The sequence below is a fragment of the Citrobacter sp. wls710 genome (assembly GCF_005281115.1).
GTDB lineage: Bacteria > Pseudomonadota > Gammaproteobacteria > Enterobacterales > Enterobacteriaceae > Citrobacter > Citrobacter werkmanii.
This window is the reverse complement of record NZ_SZXD01000061.1, coordinates 71,917-86,424: the sequence shown is the minus strand read 5'-3', so window position 1 is coordinate 86,424 and position 14,508 is coordinate 71,917. Positions and strand designations below refer to the sequence as shown.

The window sequence follows — 14,508 nt, the reverse complement described above, 5'->3', positions numbered from 1 at the left end:
GGGACGAGTCTGTGCCAGCCGCCCTGGCGAGGAGAAAGAGTGAAACCGAATAAGCAGGTTGCCGCCGCTACGATGAAAGATGTTGCTCTGAAGGCGAAAGTCTCAACGGCAACCGTATCCCGCGCATTAATGAACCCAGACAAAGTTTCGCAGTCAACCCGTAACAAGGTTGAGCAAGCTGCTCTGGAAGTGGGATATCTACCTCAATCGATGGGACGCAACGTAAAGCGTAATGAGTCACGTACCATTCTGGTGATTGTACCGGATATCTGCGATCCGTTTTTTAGCGAAGTCATTCGTGGCATAGAAGTCACCGCCGCAGAACAGGGATATCTGGTGCTTATCGGCGATTGCGCGCACCAGAATCAGCAGGAAAAGACCTTTCTTAACCTCATTATCACCAAGCAGATCGATGGCATGGTGCTGCTCAGCTCGCGCCTGCCGTTTGATGCCAGCGTGGAAGAGCAGCGTAATTTACCGCCGATGGTTATGTCCAACGAGTTCGCGCCAGAGCTGGAACTTCCCACCGTGCACATTGATAACCTCACCGCCGCCTTTAACGCGATGAACTATCTGCTGGAACTGGGACATAAACGCATTGGCTGTATCGCCGGACCAGAGGATATGCCGCTGTGCCATTACCGTCTGCAAGGTTACGTTCAGGCACTGCGCCGCAACGGAATTACGGTCGATCCGCATTTCATCGCGCGCGGTGACTTTACCTATGAAGCGGGAGCCAATGCGCTTAAACAGCTCCTGGCGCTACCACAGCCGCCTACCGCGGTCTTTTGTCACAGCGATGTCATGGCGCTTGGCGCCCTCTCTTACGCCAAACGTCAGGGCCTGAAGGTGCCCGATGATTTATCGATTATCGGCTTCGATAACATTTCGCTCGCGGAATTTTGTGATCCACCCCTGACAACCGTCGCACAGCCGCGTTTCGATATCGGACGTGAAGCTATGCTGTTACTGCTCGATCAATTACAAGGGCAGAACGTCAGCAGTGGCTCACGTTTACTGGACTGCGAGCTTATTATTCGGGGTACAACCCGGGCACTGACGTAAAGTAAAGTGCTTTCGGACTCCCCTGTCTGGTCAAAGGCCCGCCGCTTAAGTAACATGGCGGGCTGACGAACGAATAAATACAGCGAAACGATAGTGGCACAACGAGATTATGTACGTCGCGGCCAACCGGCACCTTCGCGGCGCAAAAAGAGCACATCACGGAAAAAACAACGCAATACGCCTGCGGTATCGCCCGCAATGGTTGCTATTGCTGCAGCCGTACTCGTGACCTTTATCGGTGGTCTGTACTTCATTACGCATCACAAGAAAGAAGAGTCCGAAACGCTGCAAAACCAGAAAGTCACCGGCAATGGCATTCCACCAAAACCGGAAGAGCGCTGGCGATACATCAAAGAGCTGGAAAGCCGTCAGCCTGGCGTACGCGCGCCTACCGAACCGTCCGCCGGCGGCGAGGTGCTGAACGCCGACCAGTTAACCAATGAGCAACGCCAGTTGTTGGCGCAGATGCAGGCTGACATGCGTCAACAGCCAACGCAGCTCAACGAAGTCCCGTGGAACGAACAAACGCCTGAACAACGCCAGCAAACGCTGCAGCGTCAGCGTCAGGTGCAACAGCAGCAGTGGAACACTACGCAGCAGCAGGCTCAACAGCCACGCCAACGAGCAACGGAACAGCCTTACCAGCAGCCGCAAACGCGTACGGCGCAAACCGCACCGGTACAACAGCCGAAACCGCAGCCAAAACCGGCGGCGCAACAGCCGTATCAGGATCTGCTGCAAACGCCTGCGCATACCACCGCCGTTCAGCCGAAAACGCAACCGGCCGCGCCAATAACGAATGAAACGCAACCGCCAAAACAGACGGCGGAGAAAAAAGATGAACGCCGCTGGATGGTTCAGTGCGGGTCATTTAAAGGCGCTGAGCAGGCAGAAACCGTGCGCGCGCAGCTGGCCTTCGAAGGGTTCAACTCGCGTATCACCACCAACAACGGCTGGAATCGCGTGGTCATTGGTCCGGTCAAAGGCAAAGAGAATGCCGACAACACCATCAGCCGCCTGAAGGTTGCTGGTCACACAAACTGCATTCGACTCGCCACTGGGGGTTGAAACCCCCAAAATCCCCCCCATCTATACTTGCATTACGCCCCGCATCCTGTGCGGGGCCTGTATTCTGCATTTGTAACCAAGGGGTCTGCTCGTGACAACAATAGTAAGCGTACGCCGTAACGGCCATGTGGTAATCGCCGGTGATGGTCAGGCCACACTGGGTAACACCGTAATGAAAGGCAACGTGAAGAAAGTCCGCCGTCTGTATAACGACAAAGTCATTGCGGGCTTTGCGGGCGGTACTGCGGATGCATTCACGCTGTTCGAACTGTTCGAACGCAAGCTGGAAATGCACCAGGGTCACCTGGTGAAAGCGGCCGTTGAACTGGCAAAAGACTGGCGTACCGACCGTATGCTGCGCAAACTCGAAGCGCTGCTGGCCGTCGCAGATGAAACGGCATCACTCATCATCACCGGTAACGGCGACGTCATCCAGCCAGAAAACGATCTGATTGCCATCGGCTCCGGCGGTCCCTACGCCCAGGCTGCTGCACGGGCTCTGCTGGAAAACACCGAGCTTGGCGCGCGCGAGATTGCTGAGAAAGCGTTGGATATTGCAGGGGATATCTGCATTTATACCAACCACTTCCATACCATCGAAGAATTGAACTCCAAAGCGTAAGGATCCCCCATGTCTGAAATGACCCCACGCGAAATTGTCAGCGAACTGAACAAACACATCATCGGCCAGGATAACGCTAAGCGTTCCGTGGCGATTGCCCTGCGTAACCGCTGGCGCCGTATGCAGCTCAACGAAGAGCTGCGCCATGAAGTGACGCCGAAAAATATTCTGATGATTGGCCCGACCGGCGTCGGTAAAACCGAAATCGCCCGTCGCCTGGCAAAACTGGCCAACGCGCCGTTCATCAAAGTTGAAGCAACCAAATTCACCGAAGTTGGCTATGTTGGTAAAGAAGTTGACTCCATCATCCGCGATCTGACCGACGCTGCCATTAAGATGGTTCGCGTTCAGGCAATTGAGAAAAACCGCTTCCGCGCTGAAGAGATGGCGGAAGAGCGCATTCTCGACGTGCTGATCCCACCAGCTAAAAATAACTGGGGGCAGTCTGAACAACCGCAGGAACCTTCTGCTGCGCGTCAGGCGTTCCGTAAAAAACTGCGCGAAGGCCAGCTCGACGATAAAGAGATCGAAATCGATCTCGCCGCCGCACCGATGGGCGTTGAAATCATGGCGCCTCCGGGCATGGAAGAGATGACCAGCCAACTGCAGTCCATGTTCCAGAACCTGGGCGGTCAGAAGCAAAAACCGCGTAAGCTGAAAATCAAAGACGCGATGAAGCTGCTGATTGAAGAAGAAGCGGCCAAACTGGTGAACCCGGAAGAGCTGAAACAGGAAGCTATCGACGCCGTTGAGCAGCACGGGATCGTGTTTATCGACGAAATCGACAAAATCTGTAAGCGCGGCGAATCCTCTGGTCCGGATGTGTCCCGTGAAGGCGTACAGCGCGACCTGCTGCCGCTGGTTGAAGGCTGCACGGTCTCCACCAAGCACGGCATGGTGAAAACCGATCATATTCTGTTTATCGCTTCTGGCGCATTCCAGGTCGCGAAACCGTCGGACCTGATCCCGGAACTGCAGGGTCGTCTACCGATTCGCGTTGAACTACAGGCGCTGACCACCAGCGATTTTGAGCGTATCCTGACCGAACCGAATGCCTCTATCACCGTTCAGTACAAAGCGCTGATGGCGACCGAAGGTGTGGACATTAACTTCACCGAATCGGGCATTAAACGCATTGCCGAAGCGGCCTGGCAGGTTAACGAAACCACCGAAAACATCGGTGCGCGTCGTCTGCACACCGTTCTGGAACGTCTGATGGAAGATATTTCCTATGATGCGAGCGATTTGAACGGCCAAAGCATCACAATTGATGCCGAATATGTGAGCAAACATCTGGATGCGCTGGTCGCAGATGAAGATCTGAGCCGTTTTATCCTATAATCGCGTTCAATGCATTTTCATCACTGTTGATGGGGCTGATAAAGCCCCATTTTTATTGGCGCTAAATATGACTGAACAACAACAAATTAGCCGCTCACAAGCCTGGCTGGAAAGTTTACGACCTAAGACCTTACCGCTCGCCTTCGCGGCGATCATCGTCGGTACGGCATTAGCATGGTGGCAAGGATACTTCGATCCGCTGGTTGCTCTGCTGGCATTAATTACGGCGGGACTGCTGCAAATTCTGTCCAATCTCGCTAACGACTATGGCGATGCCGTCAAAGGCAGCGACAAGCCCGATCGCATTGGACCGCTGCGCGGGATGCAAAAAGGGGTTATCACCCAAGAGCAGATGAAGCGCGCGCTGATCGTCACCGTAGTGTTGATCTGTCTGTCTGGTCTGGCCCTGGTTGCCGTGGCCTGTCACACGCTGGCGGATTTTGTCGGTTTCCTGGTGCTCGGGGGGCTGTCGATTATCGCCGCGATCACTTACACCGTGGGTAATCGCCCTTACGGGTATATCGGCCTGGGCGATATTTCCGTGCTGGTATTCTTCGGCTGGCTCAGCGTGATGGGAAGCTGGTATTTGCAGGCGCATACGCTGATTCCGGCGCTGATTCTGCCTGCCACCGCCTGCGGCCTGCTGGCAACCGCCGTGCTCAACGTCAACAACCTGCGCGATATCAACAGCGACAGAGAGAACGGCAAGAACACGCTGGTCGTGCGTTTAGGCGCCGTCAATGCCCGCCGCTACCATGCCTGCCTGCTGATGGGTACGCTGGTCTGCCTGGCGCTGTTTAACCTGTTCTCGCTGCAAAGCCTGTGGGGATGGCTGTTTATTCTCGCCGCTCCGCTGCTTTTCAAACAGGCGCGTTACGTGATGCGTGAGATGAACCCTGAGGCAATGCGCCCGATGCTGGAACGCACCGTAAAAGCGGCACTATTAACTAACCTGCTGTTTGTCGTTGGGATTTTCTTAAGTCAGTGGTCTCTTTAACTGACAAATATCAATTAACAATTGATGATTTTGCCAACAGTACACATAGCGCGATATACTAAAAATTCTCGCAGCAACTAAACGTTAAGCCTATGAAATACGATACATCCGAGCTTTGTGACATCTATCAGGAAGATGTCAACGTCGTGGAACCGCTGTTCTCTAACTTTGGGGGACGGTCGTCGTTTGGCGGACAAATCATCACGGTAAAATGTTTCGAGGACAACGGGTTGCTGTACGATCTGCTCGAACAAAACGGCCGTGGTCGCATTCTGCTGGTCGATGGCGGCGGTTCTGTCCGTCGCGCGCTGGTCGATGCCGAACTGGCGCGGCTGGCCGTACAGAATGAATGGGAAGGTCTGGTCATCTACGGCTCAGTACGCCAGGTAGACGATCTGGAAGAACTGGATATTGGCATTCAGGCGATTGCCGCAATTCCGGTAGGCGCTTCAGGTGAGGGCATTGGGGAAAGCGATGTGCGCGTCAACTTTGGCGGCGTGACGTTCTTCTCCGGCGACCACCTGTACGCCGACAACACCGGGATAATTCTCTCCGAAGACCCGCTCGATATCGAGTGATCAAAAAGGCACCGCAAAGTGCCTTTTTTTATGCGTTGTCGCTGATTGCCGGATGTCGGCTCACGCCTTATCCGGCCTACAGGTATCCGCATTCTAAATCCTCTATAGATTTCGCGTCAGGGCAAGGCGGCAAGTAAGTGAATCCCCAGGAGCATAGGCCACTATGTGACTGGGGTGAACGCACGCAGCCAACGCCGCCATAACGTGAAATATGACGAGGATTAGACTTCTTCCATACGACCCAGCAGGGCATGCAGACGATCCTGCCAGCCGTTCTGCTGTTCTTTCAGGTTGTTGTTCTCACGCTCCAGTTCTTCACGCTGCTGCTGTGCAGACTGAACTTCCTGCGACAGTGAGTTGTTCTTTTCTTTCAGCTCTTCGATTTCCATCTGCAACAGCGTGATGGTATCAATCGCCTGCTGTACTTTTGCTTCCAGTTTCTCAAACACTTCTAATGACATCGTCATACCTCTCCTGAATTGCAAGGCGTTGATGGATAAAAATCCTCGTCCCGATAACCGGCGACGCCTTAATAAAAACGAGCGCACTCTACTTAACACCGATTGTATGAAGCCGCGTCATCCCTGTCCAGCGGCATCCCGCGCAGATTGCGGTTTGCAACACTTTTAGTCTTTCTCCTGGTGACATGACTGTCATAACGCTTAAGTGTTAAGAGATTGATCGGTGAAATGATTCAGCTCACACTATTTTTGTATAACAAATACCGCGGAATGGCGCGAAAACGCTCATTTTGTTGATGCAGTACACACATTTTAATTTCGATATTTCTCGTTTTTGAGCGTTAACGATAAATTAACAGTGTGCCTACCGGCTCCGGGGATGTCAGTGACCTTCTCGCACACAATAAACATTAAACTCTCTTCAGGATCCGATTATGAGTCAAACATCAACCTTAAAAGGCCAGTGCATTGCTGAATTCCTCGGTACCGGGTTGTTGATTTTCTTCGGTGTGGGCTGTGTCGCTGCACTCAAAGTGGCCGGGGCAACTTTTGGTCAGTGGGAAATCAGCATCATCTGGGGTCTGGGGGTAGCAATGGCTATCTATCTGACCGCAGGCGTTTCTGGTGCACACCTGAATCCAGCGGTCACCATCGCACTCTGGCTGTTTGCCTGTTTTGATAAACGCAAAGTCGTCCCTTTTATTATTTCGCAAATTGCCGGCGCCTTTTGCGCAGCGGCACTGGTTTACGGGCTTTATTACAATCTTTTCCTCGATTTCGAACAAACCAACCATATCGTGCGTGGCAGTACGGAAAGCCTGGGTCTGGCGGGTACTTTCTCCACCTATCCGAACCCGCATATCAATTTTGTGCAGGCCTTCGCGGTTGAAATGGTCATTACCGCTATTCTAATGGGGCTGATTCTGGCCCTGACCGACGATGGTAACGGTGTACCTCGTGGTCCGCTGGCACCACTGCTGATCGGCTTACTGATTGCCGTTATTGGTGCTTCCATGGGTCCGCTAACCGGTTTTGCGATGAACCCGGCTCGTGACTTCGGACCGAAACTCTTCGCCGGACTGGCCGGATGGGGTGAGATTGCCTTCACGGGTGGTCGCGATATCCCTTACTTCCTGGTACCGGTGTTTGGCCCAATTACTGGCGCAATTTTAGGCGCATGGGCCTATCGCAAACTGATTGGTCGCCATTTGCCGTGCGATGTCTGCGCGATTGAAGAGAAAGACGTTGCGGCCAACACTCAACAAAAAGCTTCGCAGTAATGTGACTACGGGACAAAAAATTATGACTGAAAAAAAATATATCGTTGCGCTCGACCAGGGCACCACCAGCTCCCGCGCGGTCGTAATGGACCACGATGCGAATATCGTTGCCGTTTCACAGCGCGAATTCGAGCAAATCTACCCGAAAGCCGGTTGGGTAGAACACGACCCAATGGAAATTTGGGCGACCCAAAGCTCCACGCTGGTAGAAGTGCTGGCGAAAGCCGATATCAGTTCCGATGAAATTGCCGCGATCGGTATTACCAACCAGCGTGAAACCACCATCGTCTGGGAACGTGAGACCGGTAAACCTATCTATAACGCCATTGTGTGGCAGTGTCGTCGTACCGCGGATATCTGCGAGAAGCTCAAGCGCGACGGTATGGAAGAGTACATCCGTAACAACACTGGCCTGGTGATTGACCCGTACTTCTCCGGTACCAAAGTGAAGTGGATCCTCGACCACGTAGAAGGTTCGCGTGAGCGCGCTCGTCGCGGTGAACTGCTGTTCGGTACCGTAGACACCTGGCTTATCTGGAAAATGACGCAGGGGCGTGTACACGTCACCGATTACACCAACGCCTCACGTACCATGCTGTTCAACATCCACTCCCTGGACTGGGACGACAAGATGCTGGATGCGCTGGATATTCCGCGTGCCATGCTGCCGGAAGTACGTCGTTCTTCTGAAGTGTACGGTCAGACCAACATCGGTGGTAAGGGCGGCATTCGTATTCCTATCTCCGGTATCGCCGGTGACCAGCAGGCGGCGCTGTTCGGCCAGCTGTGCGTGAAGGAAGGGATGGCGAAAAACACCTACGGTACCGGCTGCTTCATGCTGATGAACACTGGCGAGAAAGCCGTTAAGTCCGAAAACGGGCTGCTGACCACCATCGCCTGCGGACCGACCGGGGAAGTGAACTACGCGCTGGAAGGCGCGGTGTTTATGGCGGGTGCCTCTATCCAGTGGCTGCGTGATGAAATGAAACTCATCAGCGATGCATTCGACTCTGAGTATTTCGCCACCAAAGTGAAAGACACCAACGGCGTGTACGTCGTTCCGGCATTCACCGGTCTGGGCGCACCGTACTGGGACCCGTATGCGCGTGGCGCCATCTTCGGTCTGACCCGTGGTGTAAACTCCAACCACATCATCCGCGCAACGCTTGAGTCTATCGCTTACCAGACCCGTGACGTACTGGAAGCGATGCAGGCTGACTCCGGCATTCGTCTGCACGCCCTGCGCGTCGATGGCGGTGCGGTCGCCAACAACTTCCTGATGCAGTTCCAGTCGGATATTCTCGGCACGCGCGTTGAGCGTCCGGAAGTCCGCGAAGTCACTGCGCTGGGTGCGGCGTACCTGGCCGGTCTGGCGGTCGGCTTCTGGCAAAACCTGGATGAGCTGCAGGAAAAAGCGGTCATCGAGCGTGAATTCCGTCCTGGCATCGAAACCACCGAACGTAACTTCCGTTACAGCGGCTGGAAAAAAGCAGTCAAACGCGCCATGGCGTGGGAAGATCACGACGAGTAATACGTCATTGCCGGATGGCGACGCTAAGGTGTCTTATCCGGCAATATCTTCGTGCGGGGACAACCCCGCACACACATCAATAATCTCGCCCCCTCCCCTGTGCTACACTTCGCGCCATTCCTTTCAGCTACGAGTTTGCAATGAGACGAGAACTTGCCATTGAATTTTCACGCGTGACCGAAGCGGCCGCGCTGGCTGGCTACAAATGGCTGGGCCGCGGCGATAAAAATACCGCTGACGGCGCGGCGGTGAACGCCATGCGTATTATGCTCAACCAGGTCAACATCGACGGCACCATCGTGATTGGCGAAGGTGAAATCGATGAAGCGCCGATGCTGTTTATCGGTGAGAAAGTCGGTACGGGTCTTGGTGATGCGGTAGACATCGCCGTCGATCCTATCGAAGGCACGCGTATGACGGCAATGGGCCAGGCAAATGCGCTGGCGGTACTGGCCGTGGGCGACAAAGGCTGCTTCCTGAACGCGCCGGACATGTATATGGAAAAGCTGATTGTCGGCCCAGGCGCAAAAGGGTCCATTGACCTGAACCTGTCGCTGGAAGCTAACCTGCGTAACATTGCCGCCGCGCTGAACAAACCCCTGAGTGACCTGACCGTCACTATTCTGGCGAAACCTCGCCATGATGACGTTATTGCAGAGATGACGAAACTGGGCGTGCGCGTATTCGCTATTCCCGACGGCGACGTTGCGGCTTCAATTCTGACCTGCATGCCTGACAGCGAAGTTGACGTGCTGTACGGCATTGGCGGCGCACCGGAAGGTGTGGTCTCCGCCGCCGTTATCCGAGCGCTGGATGGCGATATGCAGGGCCGTCTCCTGGCGCGTCATGACGTCAAAGGCGACAGCGAAGAAAACCGCCGCATTGGCGAACAGGAACTGGCCCGCTGCACCGCGATGGGCATTGAAGCGGGCAAAGCGCTGCGTCTGGACGAAATGGCGCGCAGCGACAACGTCATTTTCTCTGCCACCGGCATCACCAAAGGCGATCTGCTAGAAGGCATTAGCCGCAAAGGCAATATCGCGACCACCGAAACGCTGCTGATCCGCGGCAAATCGCGCACAATCCGCCGCATTCAGTCGATTCACTATCTCGATCGCAAAGATCCCGATGTGCAGGCGCACATCCTGTAATTGATTTGATCAATAGAGCCTTCCAGCCCATCCGGGCTGGAAATCTTTCGTCCAACGAACGAAGATAAGGCAATCAAAGCAGACAGGAGAAAACCATGGCAGATTGGGTAACAGGCAAAGTCACAAAGGTGCAGAACTGGACCGATGCCTTATTTAGTTTGACCGTGCGAGCTCCAGTTCTTCCTTTTACTGCTGGCCAGTTTACCAAGCTTGGCCTGGAAATCGACGGCGAGCGCGTCCAGCGCGCCTATTCCTACGTCAATGCGCCCGACAATCCCGATTTAGAGTTTTATCTGGTGACGGTTCCCGACGGCAAACTCAGCCCTCGTTTGGCCGCGCTGAAGCCTGGCGATGACGTTCAGGTGGTCAGTGAAGCCGCTGGCTTCTTCGTGCTGGATGAGGTCCCCGATTGCGACACGCTGTGGATGCTGGCGACCGGCACGGCTATCGGCCCGTATTTGTCGATTTTGCAGTTAGGCAAAGATCTGGATCGCTTTAAAAATCTGGTGCTGGTCCACGCCGCGCGCTATGCCGCCGATTTGAGCTATCTGCCGTTGATGCAGGAGCTGGAAAAGCGCTACGAAGGTAAATTACGTATCCAGACCGTTGTTAGCCGTGAAACTGCGGCAAATTCGTTGACTGGGCGAGTGCCGGCGCTGATTGAAAGCGGTGAGCTGGAAAAAGCGGTAGGTCTGCCAATGGATAAAGAAACCAGCCACGTAATGCTATGTGGAAATCCACAAATGGTACGCGACACGCAGCAACTGTTGAAAGAGACCCGGCAGATGACCAAACACCTGCGCCGTCGACCGGGCCATATGACTGCTGAGCACTACTGGTAAGGGCTTGCCGGATGGCGACGCTAACGCGCCTTATCCGGCCTACGAGTCAGCTCTGTACTTTACGTCCTGCGTATCTTTACCATATTTATTTTCGTCCTGGGTGCCGACAAACGCGCCCAGATCGATAAGCATGCCGACCAGAATCAGCGTCGGAAGAAAACGGCCTACCGCCCATTGCCAGACGCCAGGTAACATCGCCCAGTTTCCGGCCAGCAGCATCCACGCCAGAATCATCAGCAACGCCCACGCCCCTGAACGCCCTCGGTCATGCAGACGCTTTACCGTCACCGCCGCCGTCGGCCATAGCAGACACACCAGACAAAATGCCGCGGTTTGAATATCGAGTAATTGCTTACTCGCCAGGGAGAACAACGCCAACATACTGACGAGCCACAGACCTATCCAAATCCAGAAATCACGGCGTCCAATACGCCCTTTAAATGAGAATAACCACTGCTGTATGGTCATGTAGGTTCCTTTATTATTACCTTCCAGGACAGTTTACTCTTTTGACAAGCCGGACGGTTACCGTTTTAATCGTGAGCAGTGAGAATGAAAGGTACAATTGATGAAGCAAGGATTTACACTGTTTTTATTACTGTTTTCAGCCTTAACCGTAAGCACTACGGCGCAGGCGGAAGAGCCATCGACGGCAATCACGGCCCCCTATTTGTTGGCGGGCGCGCCAACTTTTGATCTATCGATTAGCCAGTTTCGTGAAAACTTTAATACACAGAATCCGAAGCTTATCCTCAATGAGTTCCGCGCCATCGACAGCAGTCGCGACCGAGCGAATCTCACCCGCGCCGCCAGTAAAATCAACGAAAACCTGTATGCGTCCTCCGCCCTTGAGCGCGGCACCTTAAAAATCAAAAGCATGCAGATAACCTGGCTGCCGATTCAGGGGCCAGAACAAAAGGCGGCGAAAGCGAAAGCGCTGGAATATATGAGCGCCGTCATCCGTACCGTCGCGCCGCTGCTGACGAAAGAACAGAGCCAGAAAAAGCTGCAAAAATTGCTCGCCGCAGGCAAAGGTAAGCACTATTACGCCGAAACAGAAGGCGCTATTCGCTATGTCATAGCAGATAACGGTGAAAAGGGGCTGACCTTCGCTGTTGAACCGATTAAGCTGGCTCTATCTGAAAACCTCGAAGGGTCGAATAAGTGACAAAAAGCAAAGCCTTTCTGGGGATGAATCTCTATACTGTTTCACAGACCATGCTGCCCTGACGGGCGGCCATCTTCCTTAATTCGCTGATAAGCGTGGAGAAATGAAATGCGACATCCTTTAGTGATGGGTAACTGGAAACTGAACGGCAGCCGCCATATGGTAAACGAACTGGTTGCTAATCTGCGTAAAGAACTGGCTGGCGTTGCTGGCTGTGCAGTAGCGATTGCTCCGCCGGAAATGTATATCGACCTGGCGAAACACGCCGCTGCCGGTAGCCACATCATCCTGGGCGCGCAGAACGTTGACCTGAACCTGTCTGGCGCATTCACTGGTGAAACAAGCGCTGAAATGCTGAAAGATATCGGCGCGCAGTACATCATTATCGGTCACTCTGAGCGTCGTACTTATCACAAAGAGTCTGACGAGCTGATCGCGAAGAAATTCGCTGTGCTGAAAGAGCAGGGTCTGACTCCAGTTCTGTGCATCGGTGAAACCGAAGCAGAAAACGAAGCGGGCAAAACTGAAGAAGTCTGCGCACGTCAGATCGACGCCGTTCTGAAAACTCAGGGCGCTGCGGCATTCGAAGGCGTAGTCATCGCTTACGAACCAGTATGGGCTATCGGTACCGGTAAATCTGCAACTCCGGCTCAGGCTCAGGCTGTTCACAAATTCATCCGTGACCACATTGCTAAAGCTGACGCGAAAATCGCTGAACAGGTTATTATCCAGTACGGCGGTTCCGTAAATGCGGGCAACGCGGCAGAACTGTTCGCTCAGCCGGACATCGACGGCGCGCTGGTTGGCGGTGCTTCTCTGAAAGCAGACGCTTTCGCAGTCATCGTTAAAGCAGCAGAAGCCGCTAAACAGGCTTAAGTTGTTAAGGCGGGAGGAGCACTCCTCCCGCTGTATTAACTACCAGTATCCCAACCAGTGCCACCAGAAGGCGCCGGTCACACCCCAAATGGTCAGGTTGACCACACTCATTACCAGCCCCGTTTTCCACCACTCCGCCAGCGTGACATAGCCCGAACCAAAGATAATAGGCGCAGTACCCGTGCCATAGTGCGTGAGCGACATCATCAAGGAGGAGGAGAAACCGAGCATTAAACCAAGCAGCGCTGGCGGCGCGCCGAGGCCTAAACCTGCAGCGAAGAACGCAGCGAACATCGCCGTAATATGCGCAGTTGTACTGGCGAAAAAGTAGTGCGAATAGACGTAAAGCAGAATCAACAACAGCGTCGCAATGCTCCAGTGCACACCCAGATGGTCGATTGCACTACCCACGCTGGTCGCCAGCCAACCAACCAACCCAAGCTTGCTGAGAAAATCCGCCATCATTACCAGCGCCGCGAACCACAGTATGGTATCCCACGCTCCACGGCATTTAAGAATGTCTTCCCAGCTTAATACTCCCGCCATCAACAGAATCGACAAACCAATTAACGCGGCGCTTGTGGGGTTTACGCTCCAGGCGCTGCCCATCAACATCGCGGGCACTCCCGCCCACAGGCAGAGCAGCAAAATGAAGACGGCCAGGGTAATTTTCTCTGCCAGTGAAAGCGGACCTAGCGCCTCCAGTTTTTGTCGTGCGAACTGCGGCGCATTTGGCGTGCGCGTGATAGCTGGCGGATAGAGCCACCAGATTACAATCGGCATGACGACCAGCGAGACCACAGCGGGAAGCAGCGCCGCAATAGCCCACATTCCCCAGGTCATGTTCAGCACGCCATCCGTCCCCTTCGTTAAAAAGCTAACGATTAAGGGGTTAGGTGCGGTCGCGGTGATGAACATTGCCGAGCTGATGGGGTTAATGTTGTAATTCACCAGCGCCAGATAGCGACCCGTTGAACCATTCTCGTTGTTTCCCGGTTGCGATCCGAGGCTTTCCGCAATCGCCCGCATTACTGGGTGGATAATACCACCGCCACGCGCCGTGTTGCTGGGCGTAACCGGCGCAATCAGCGTTTCCGCAAGGGTTAATGCCCACGCAATACCCAGCGTTCTTTTACCAAACAGCGCAATAAACCCGTAGCCAATTCGCGCCCCCAGGCCGGTCTTTAACAGACTTTGCGACAGCATAATGGATAAACCAATCAGCCAGATTAACTGGTTAGAAAAGCCACTCAACGCATCGTTCAGTGCGGCCGAGGGTTTACCGGGGTTAGTGACGCCGGTCATCGCCACCAGCATAATCGCCACAACCGCAATGGCGCCAATGGGCATGGCTTTACCGATAATCGCTGCGATCGTACCTATGAACAACGCCAGCAGATGCCACGCTTGCGGAGTGACATCAGGCGGACACGGGATAACAAACCAGATGGTCAGCGTGATCGCGAGCGAAATGATGGCAGGCCAACAGCGGATAGGGGTCAAACTGTCCATGAATCAATCCTTGAGT

15 protein-coding genes are annotated in these 14,508 nt (G+C 54.1%); 12 read left to right on the top strand and 3 right to left on the bottom strand.

The features are described from left to right. Positions 1-39: 39 nt before the first annotated feature. From cytR to rraA, 6 genes are all read left to right on the top strand, one after another. A complete protein-coding gene (cytR, locus tag FDX14_RS23485) occupies positions 40-1,065 on the top strand; it encodes a DNA-binding transcriptional regulator CytR (protein WP_042313387.1) in 1,026 nt (341 codons plus the stop codon). Between the two features lie 93 nt (positions 1,066-1,158). Continuing rightward, positions 1,159-2,133, top strand: a complete 975-nt coding sequence (gene ftsN / locus FDX14_RS23480) for a cell division protein FtsN (RefSeq protein ID WP_137350354.1) — start codon at positions 1,159-1,161, stop codon at positions 2,131-2,133. Between the two features lie 91 nt (positions 2,134-2,224). Beyond that, positions 2,225-2,755, top strand: coding sequence for an ATP-dependent protease subunit HslV (gene hslV, locus FDX14_RS23475; RefSeq protein ID WP_003028805.1), 531 nt, complete (start codon positions 2,225-2,227; stop codon positions 2,753-2,755). Positions 2,756-2,764: 9 nt separating this feature from the next. Next, entirely contained in the window at positions 2,765-4,096 is a 1,332-nt protein-coding gene (hslU, locus tag FDX14_RS23470) for an ATP-dependent protease ATPase subunit HslU (protein WP_003028803.1), read from the top strand. A gap of 67 nt (positions 4,097-4,163) precedes the next feature. Next, the gene (menA, locus tag FDX14_RS23465) at positions 4,164-5,093 is read left to right on the top strand and encodes a 1,4-dihydroxy-2-naphthoate polyprenyltransferase (protein WP_038636012.1); all 930 of its coding nucleotides are present in this window, start codon (positions 4,164-4,166) and stop codon (positions 5,091-5,093) included. Between the two features lie 92 nt (positions 5,094-5,185). Beyond that, entirely contained in the window at positions 5,186-5,671 is a 486-nt protein-coding gene (gene rraA / locus FDX14_RS23460; RefSeq protein WP_008787034.1) for a ribonuclease E activity regulator RraA, read from the top strand. Between the two features lie 221 nt (positions 5,672-5,892). Here rraA and zapB read toward each other — a convergent pair whose 3' ends face one another. Further along, positions 5,893-6,138: a septal ring assembly protein ZapB gene (gene zapB / locus FDX14_RS23455; RefSeq protein ID WP_019077914.1), complete on the bottom strand. Its 246-nt coding sequence runs from the start codon at positions 6,136-6,138 to the stop codon at positions 5,893-5,895. Between the two features lie 428 nt (positions 6,139-6,566). On the opposite strand from zapB, the gene FDX14_RS23450 reads away from it, so the two are divergent. The 4 genes from FDX14_RS23450 to fpr all read left to right on the top strand — a co-directional run bounded on the left by FDX14_RS23450 (position 6,567) and on the right by fpr (position 10,936). Beyond that, a complete protein-coding gene (locus FDX14_RS23450) occupies positions 6,567-7,412 on the top strand; it encodes an MIP/aquaporin family protein (protein ID WP_038635996.1) in 846 nt (281 codons plus the stop codon). A gap of 22 nt (positions 7,413-7,434) precedes the next feature. Beyond that, positions 7,435-8,943: a glycerol kinase GlpK gene (gene glpK, locus FDX14_RS23445; RefSeq protein ID WP_085049741.1), complete on the top strand. Its 1,509-nt coding sequence runs from the start codon at positions 7,435-7,437 to the stop codon at positions 8,941-8,943. A 140-nt stretch (positions 8,944-9,083) separates the two neighbouring features. Beyond that, entirely contained in the window at positions 9,084-10,094 is a 1,011-nt protein-coding gene (gene glpX, locus FDX14_RS23440; protein ID WP_038635990.1) for a class II fructose-bisphosphatase, read from the top strand. 95 nt (positions 10,095-10,189) lie between these two features. After that, positions 10,190-10,936, top strand: a complete 747-nt coding sequence (gene fpr, locus FDX14_RS23435; RefSeq protein WP_137350353.1) for a ferredoxin--NADP(+) reductase — start codon at positions 10,190-10,192, stop codon at positions 10,934-10,936. A 39-nt stretch (positions 10,937-10,975) separates the two neighbouring features. Here fpr and FDX14_RS23430 read toward each other — a convergent pair whose 3' ends face one another. Beyond that, positions 10,976-11,404, bottom strand: a complete 429-nt coding sequence (locus FDX14_RS23430) for a DUF805 domain-containing protein (protein WP_042313402.1) — start codon at positions 11,402-11,404, stop codon at positions 10,976-10,978. A 100-nt stretch (positions 11,405-11,504) separates the two neighbouring features. Between FDX14_RS23430 and FDX14_RS23425 the strand changes: the two genes are divergently transcribed. Together FDX14_RS23425 and tpiA are read left to right on the top strand one after the other, a co-directional pair. Further along, positions 11,505-12,104 carry a YiiQ family protein gene (locus FDX14_RS23425; RefSeq protein ID WP_042313405.1) on the top strand — a complete coding sequence of 200 codons (600 nt, stop codon included), beginning with the start codon at positions 11,505-11,507 and terminating at the stop codon, positions 12,102-12,104. 108 nt (positions 12,105-12,212) lie between these two features. Beyond that, positions 12,213-12,980, top strand: a complete 768-nt coding sequence (gene tpiA / locus FDX14_RS23420) for a triose-phosphate isomerase (RefSeq protein ID WP_038635981.1) — start codon at positions 12,213-12,215, stop codon at positions 12,978-12,980. A 39-nt stretch (positions 12,981-13,019) separates the two neighbouring features. On the opposite strand, the gene FDX14_RS23415 is transcribed toward tpiA, so the two are convergent. Then, on the bottom strand, positions 13,020-14,492 hold the full coding sequence (locus FDX14_RS23415; protein ID WP_137350352.1) for a DASS family sodium-coupled anion symporter: 1,473 nt from the start codon (positions 14,490-14,492) through the stop codon (positions 13,020-13,022). Positions 14,493-14,508: the final 16 nt, after the last annotated feature.

Excerpts from the sequence above, each read along its gene's own strand:
- rraA (WP_008787034.1), top strand. The coding sequence starts at position 5,186 with ATGAAATACGATACATCCGAGCTTTGTGACATCTATCAGGAAGATGTC.
- FDX14_RS23425 (WP_042313405.1), top strand. The coding sequence starts at position 11,505 with ATGAAGCAAGGATTTACACTGTTTTTATTACTGTTTTCAGCCTTAACC.
- menA (WP_038636012.1), top strand. The coding sequence starts at position 4,164 with ATGACTGAACAACAACAAATTAGCCGCTCACAAGCCTGGCTGGAAAGT.
- FDX14_RS23450 (WP_038635996.1), top strand. The coding sequence starts at position 6,567 with ATGAGTCAAACATCAACCTTAAAAGGCCAGTGCATTGCTGAATTCCTC.
- tpiA (WP_038635981.1), top strand. The coding sequence starts at position 12,213 with ATGCGACATCCTTTAGTGATGGGTAACTGGAAACTGAACGGCAGCCGC.
- zapB (WP_019077914.1), bottom strand. The coding sequence starts at position 6,138 with ATGACGATGTCATTAGAAGTGTTTGAGAAACTGGAAGCAAAAGTACAG.
- fpr (WP_137350353.1), top strand. The coding sequence starts at position 10,190 with ATGGCAGATTGGGTAACAGGCAAAGTCACAAAGGTGCAGAACTGGACC.
- FDX14_RS23430 (WP_042313402.1), bottom strand. The coding sequence starts at position 11,404 with ATGACCATACAGCAGTGGTTATTCTCATTTAAAGGGCGTATTGGACGC.
- hslU (WP_003028803.1), top strand. The coding sequence starts at position 2,765 with ATGTCTGAAATGACCCCACGCGAAATTGTCAGCGAACTGAACAAACAC.
- glpK (WP_085049741.1), top strand. The coding sequence starts at position 7,435 with ATGACTGAAAAAAAATATATCGTTGCGCTCGACCAGGGCACCACCAGC.
- FDX14_RS23415 (WP_137350352.1), bottom strand. The coding sequence starts at position 14,492 with ATGGACAGTTTGACCCCTATCCGCTGTTGGCCTGCCATCATTTCGCTC.
- glpX (WP_038635990.1), top strand. The coding sequence starts at position 9,084 with ATGAGACGAGAACTTGCCATTGAATTTTCACGCGTGACCGAAGCGGCC.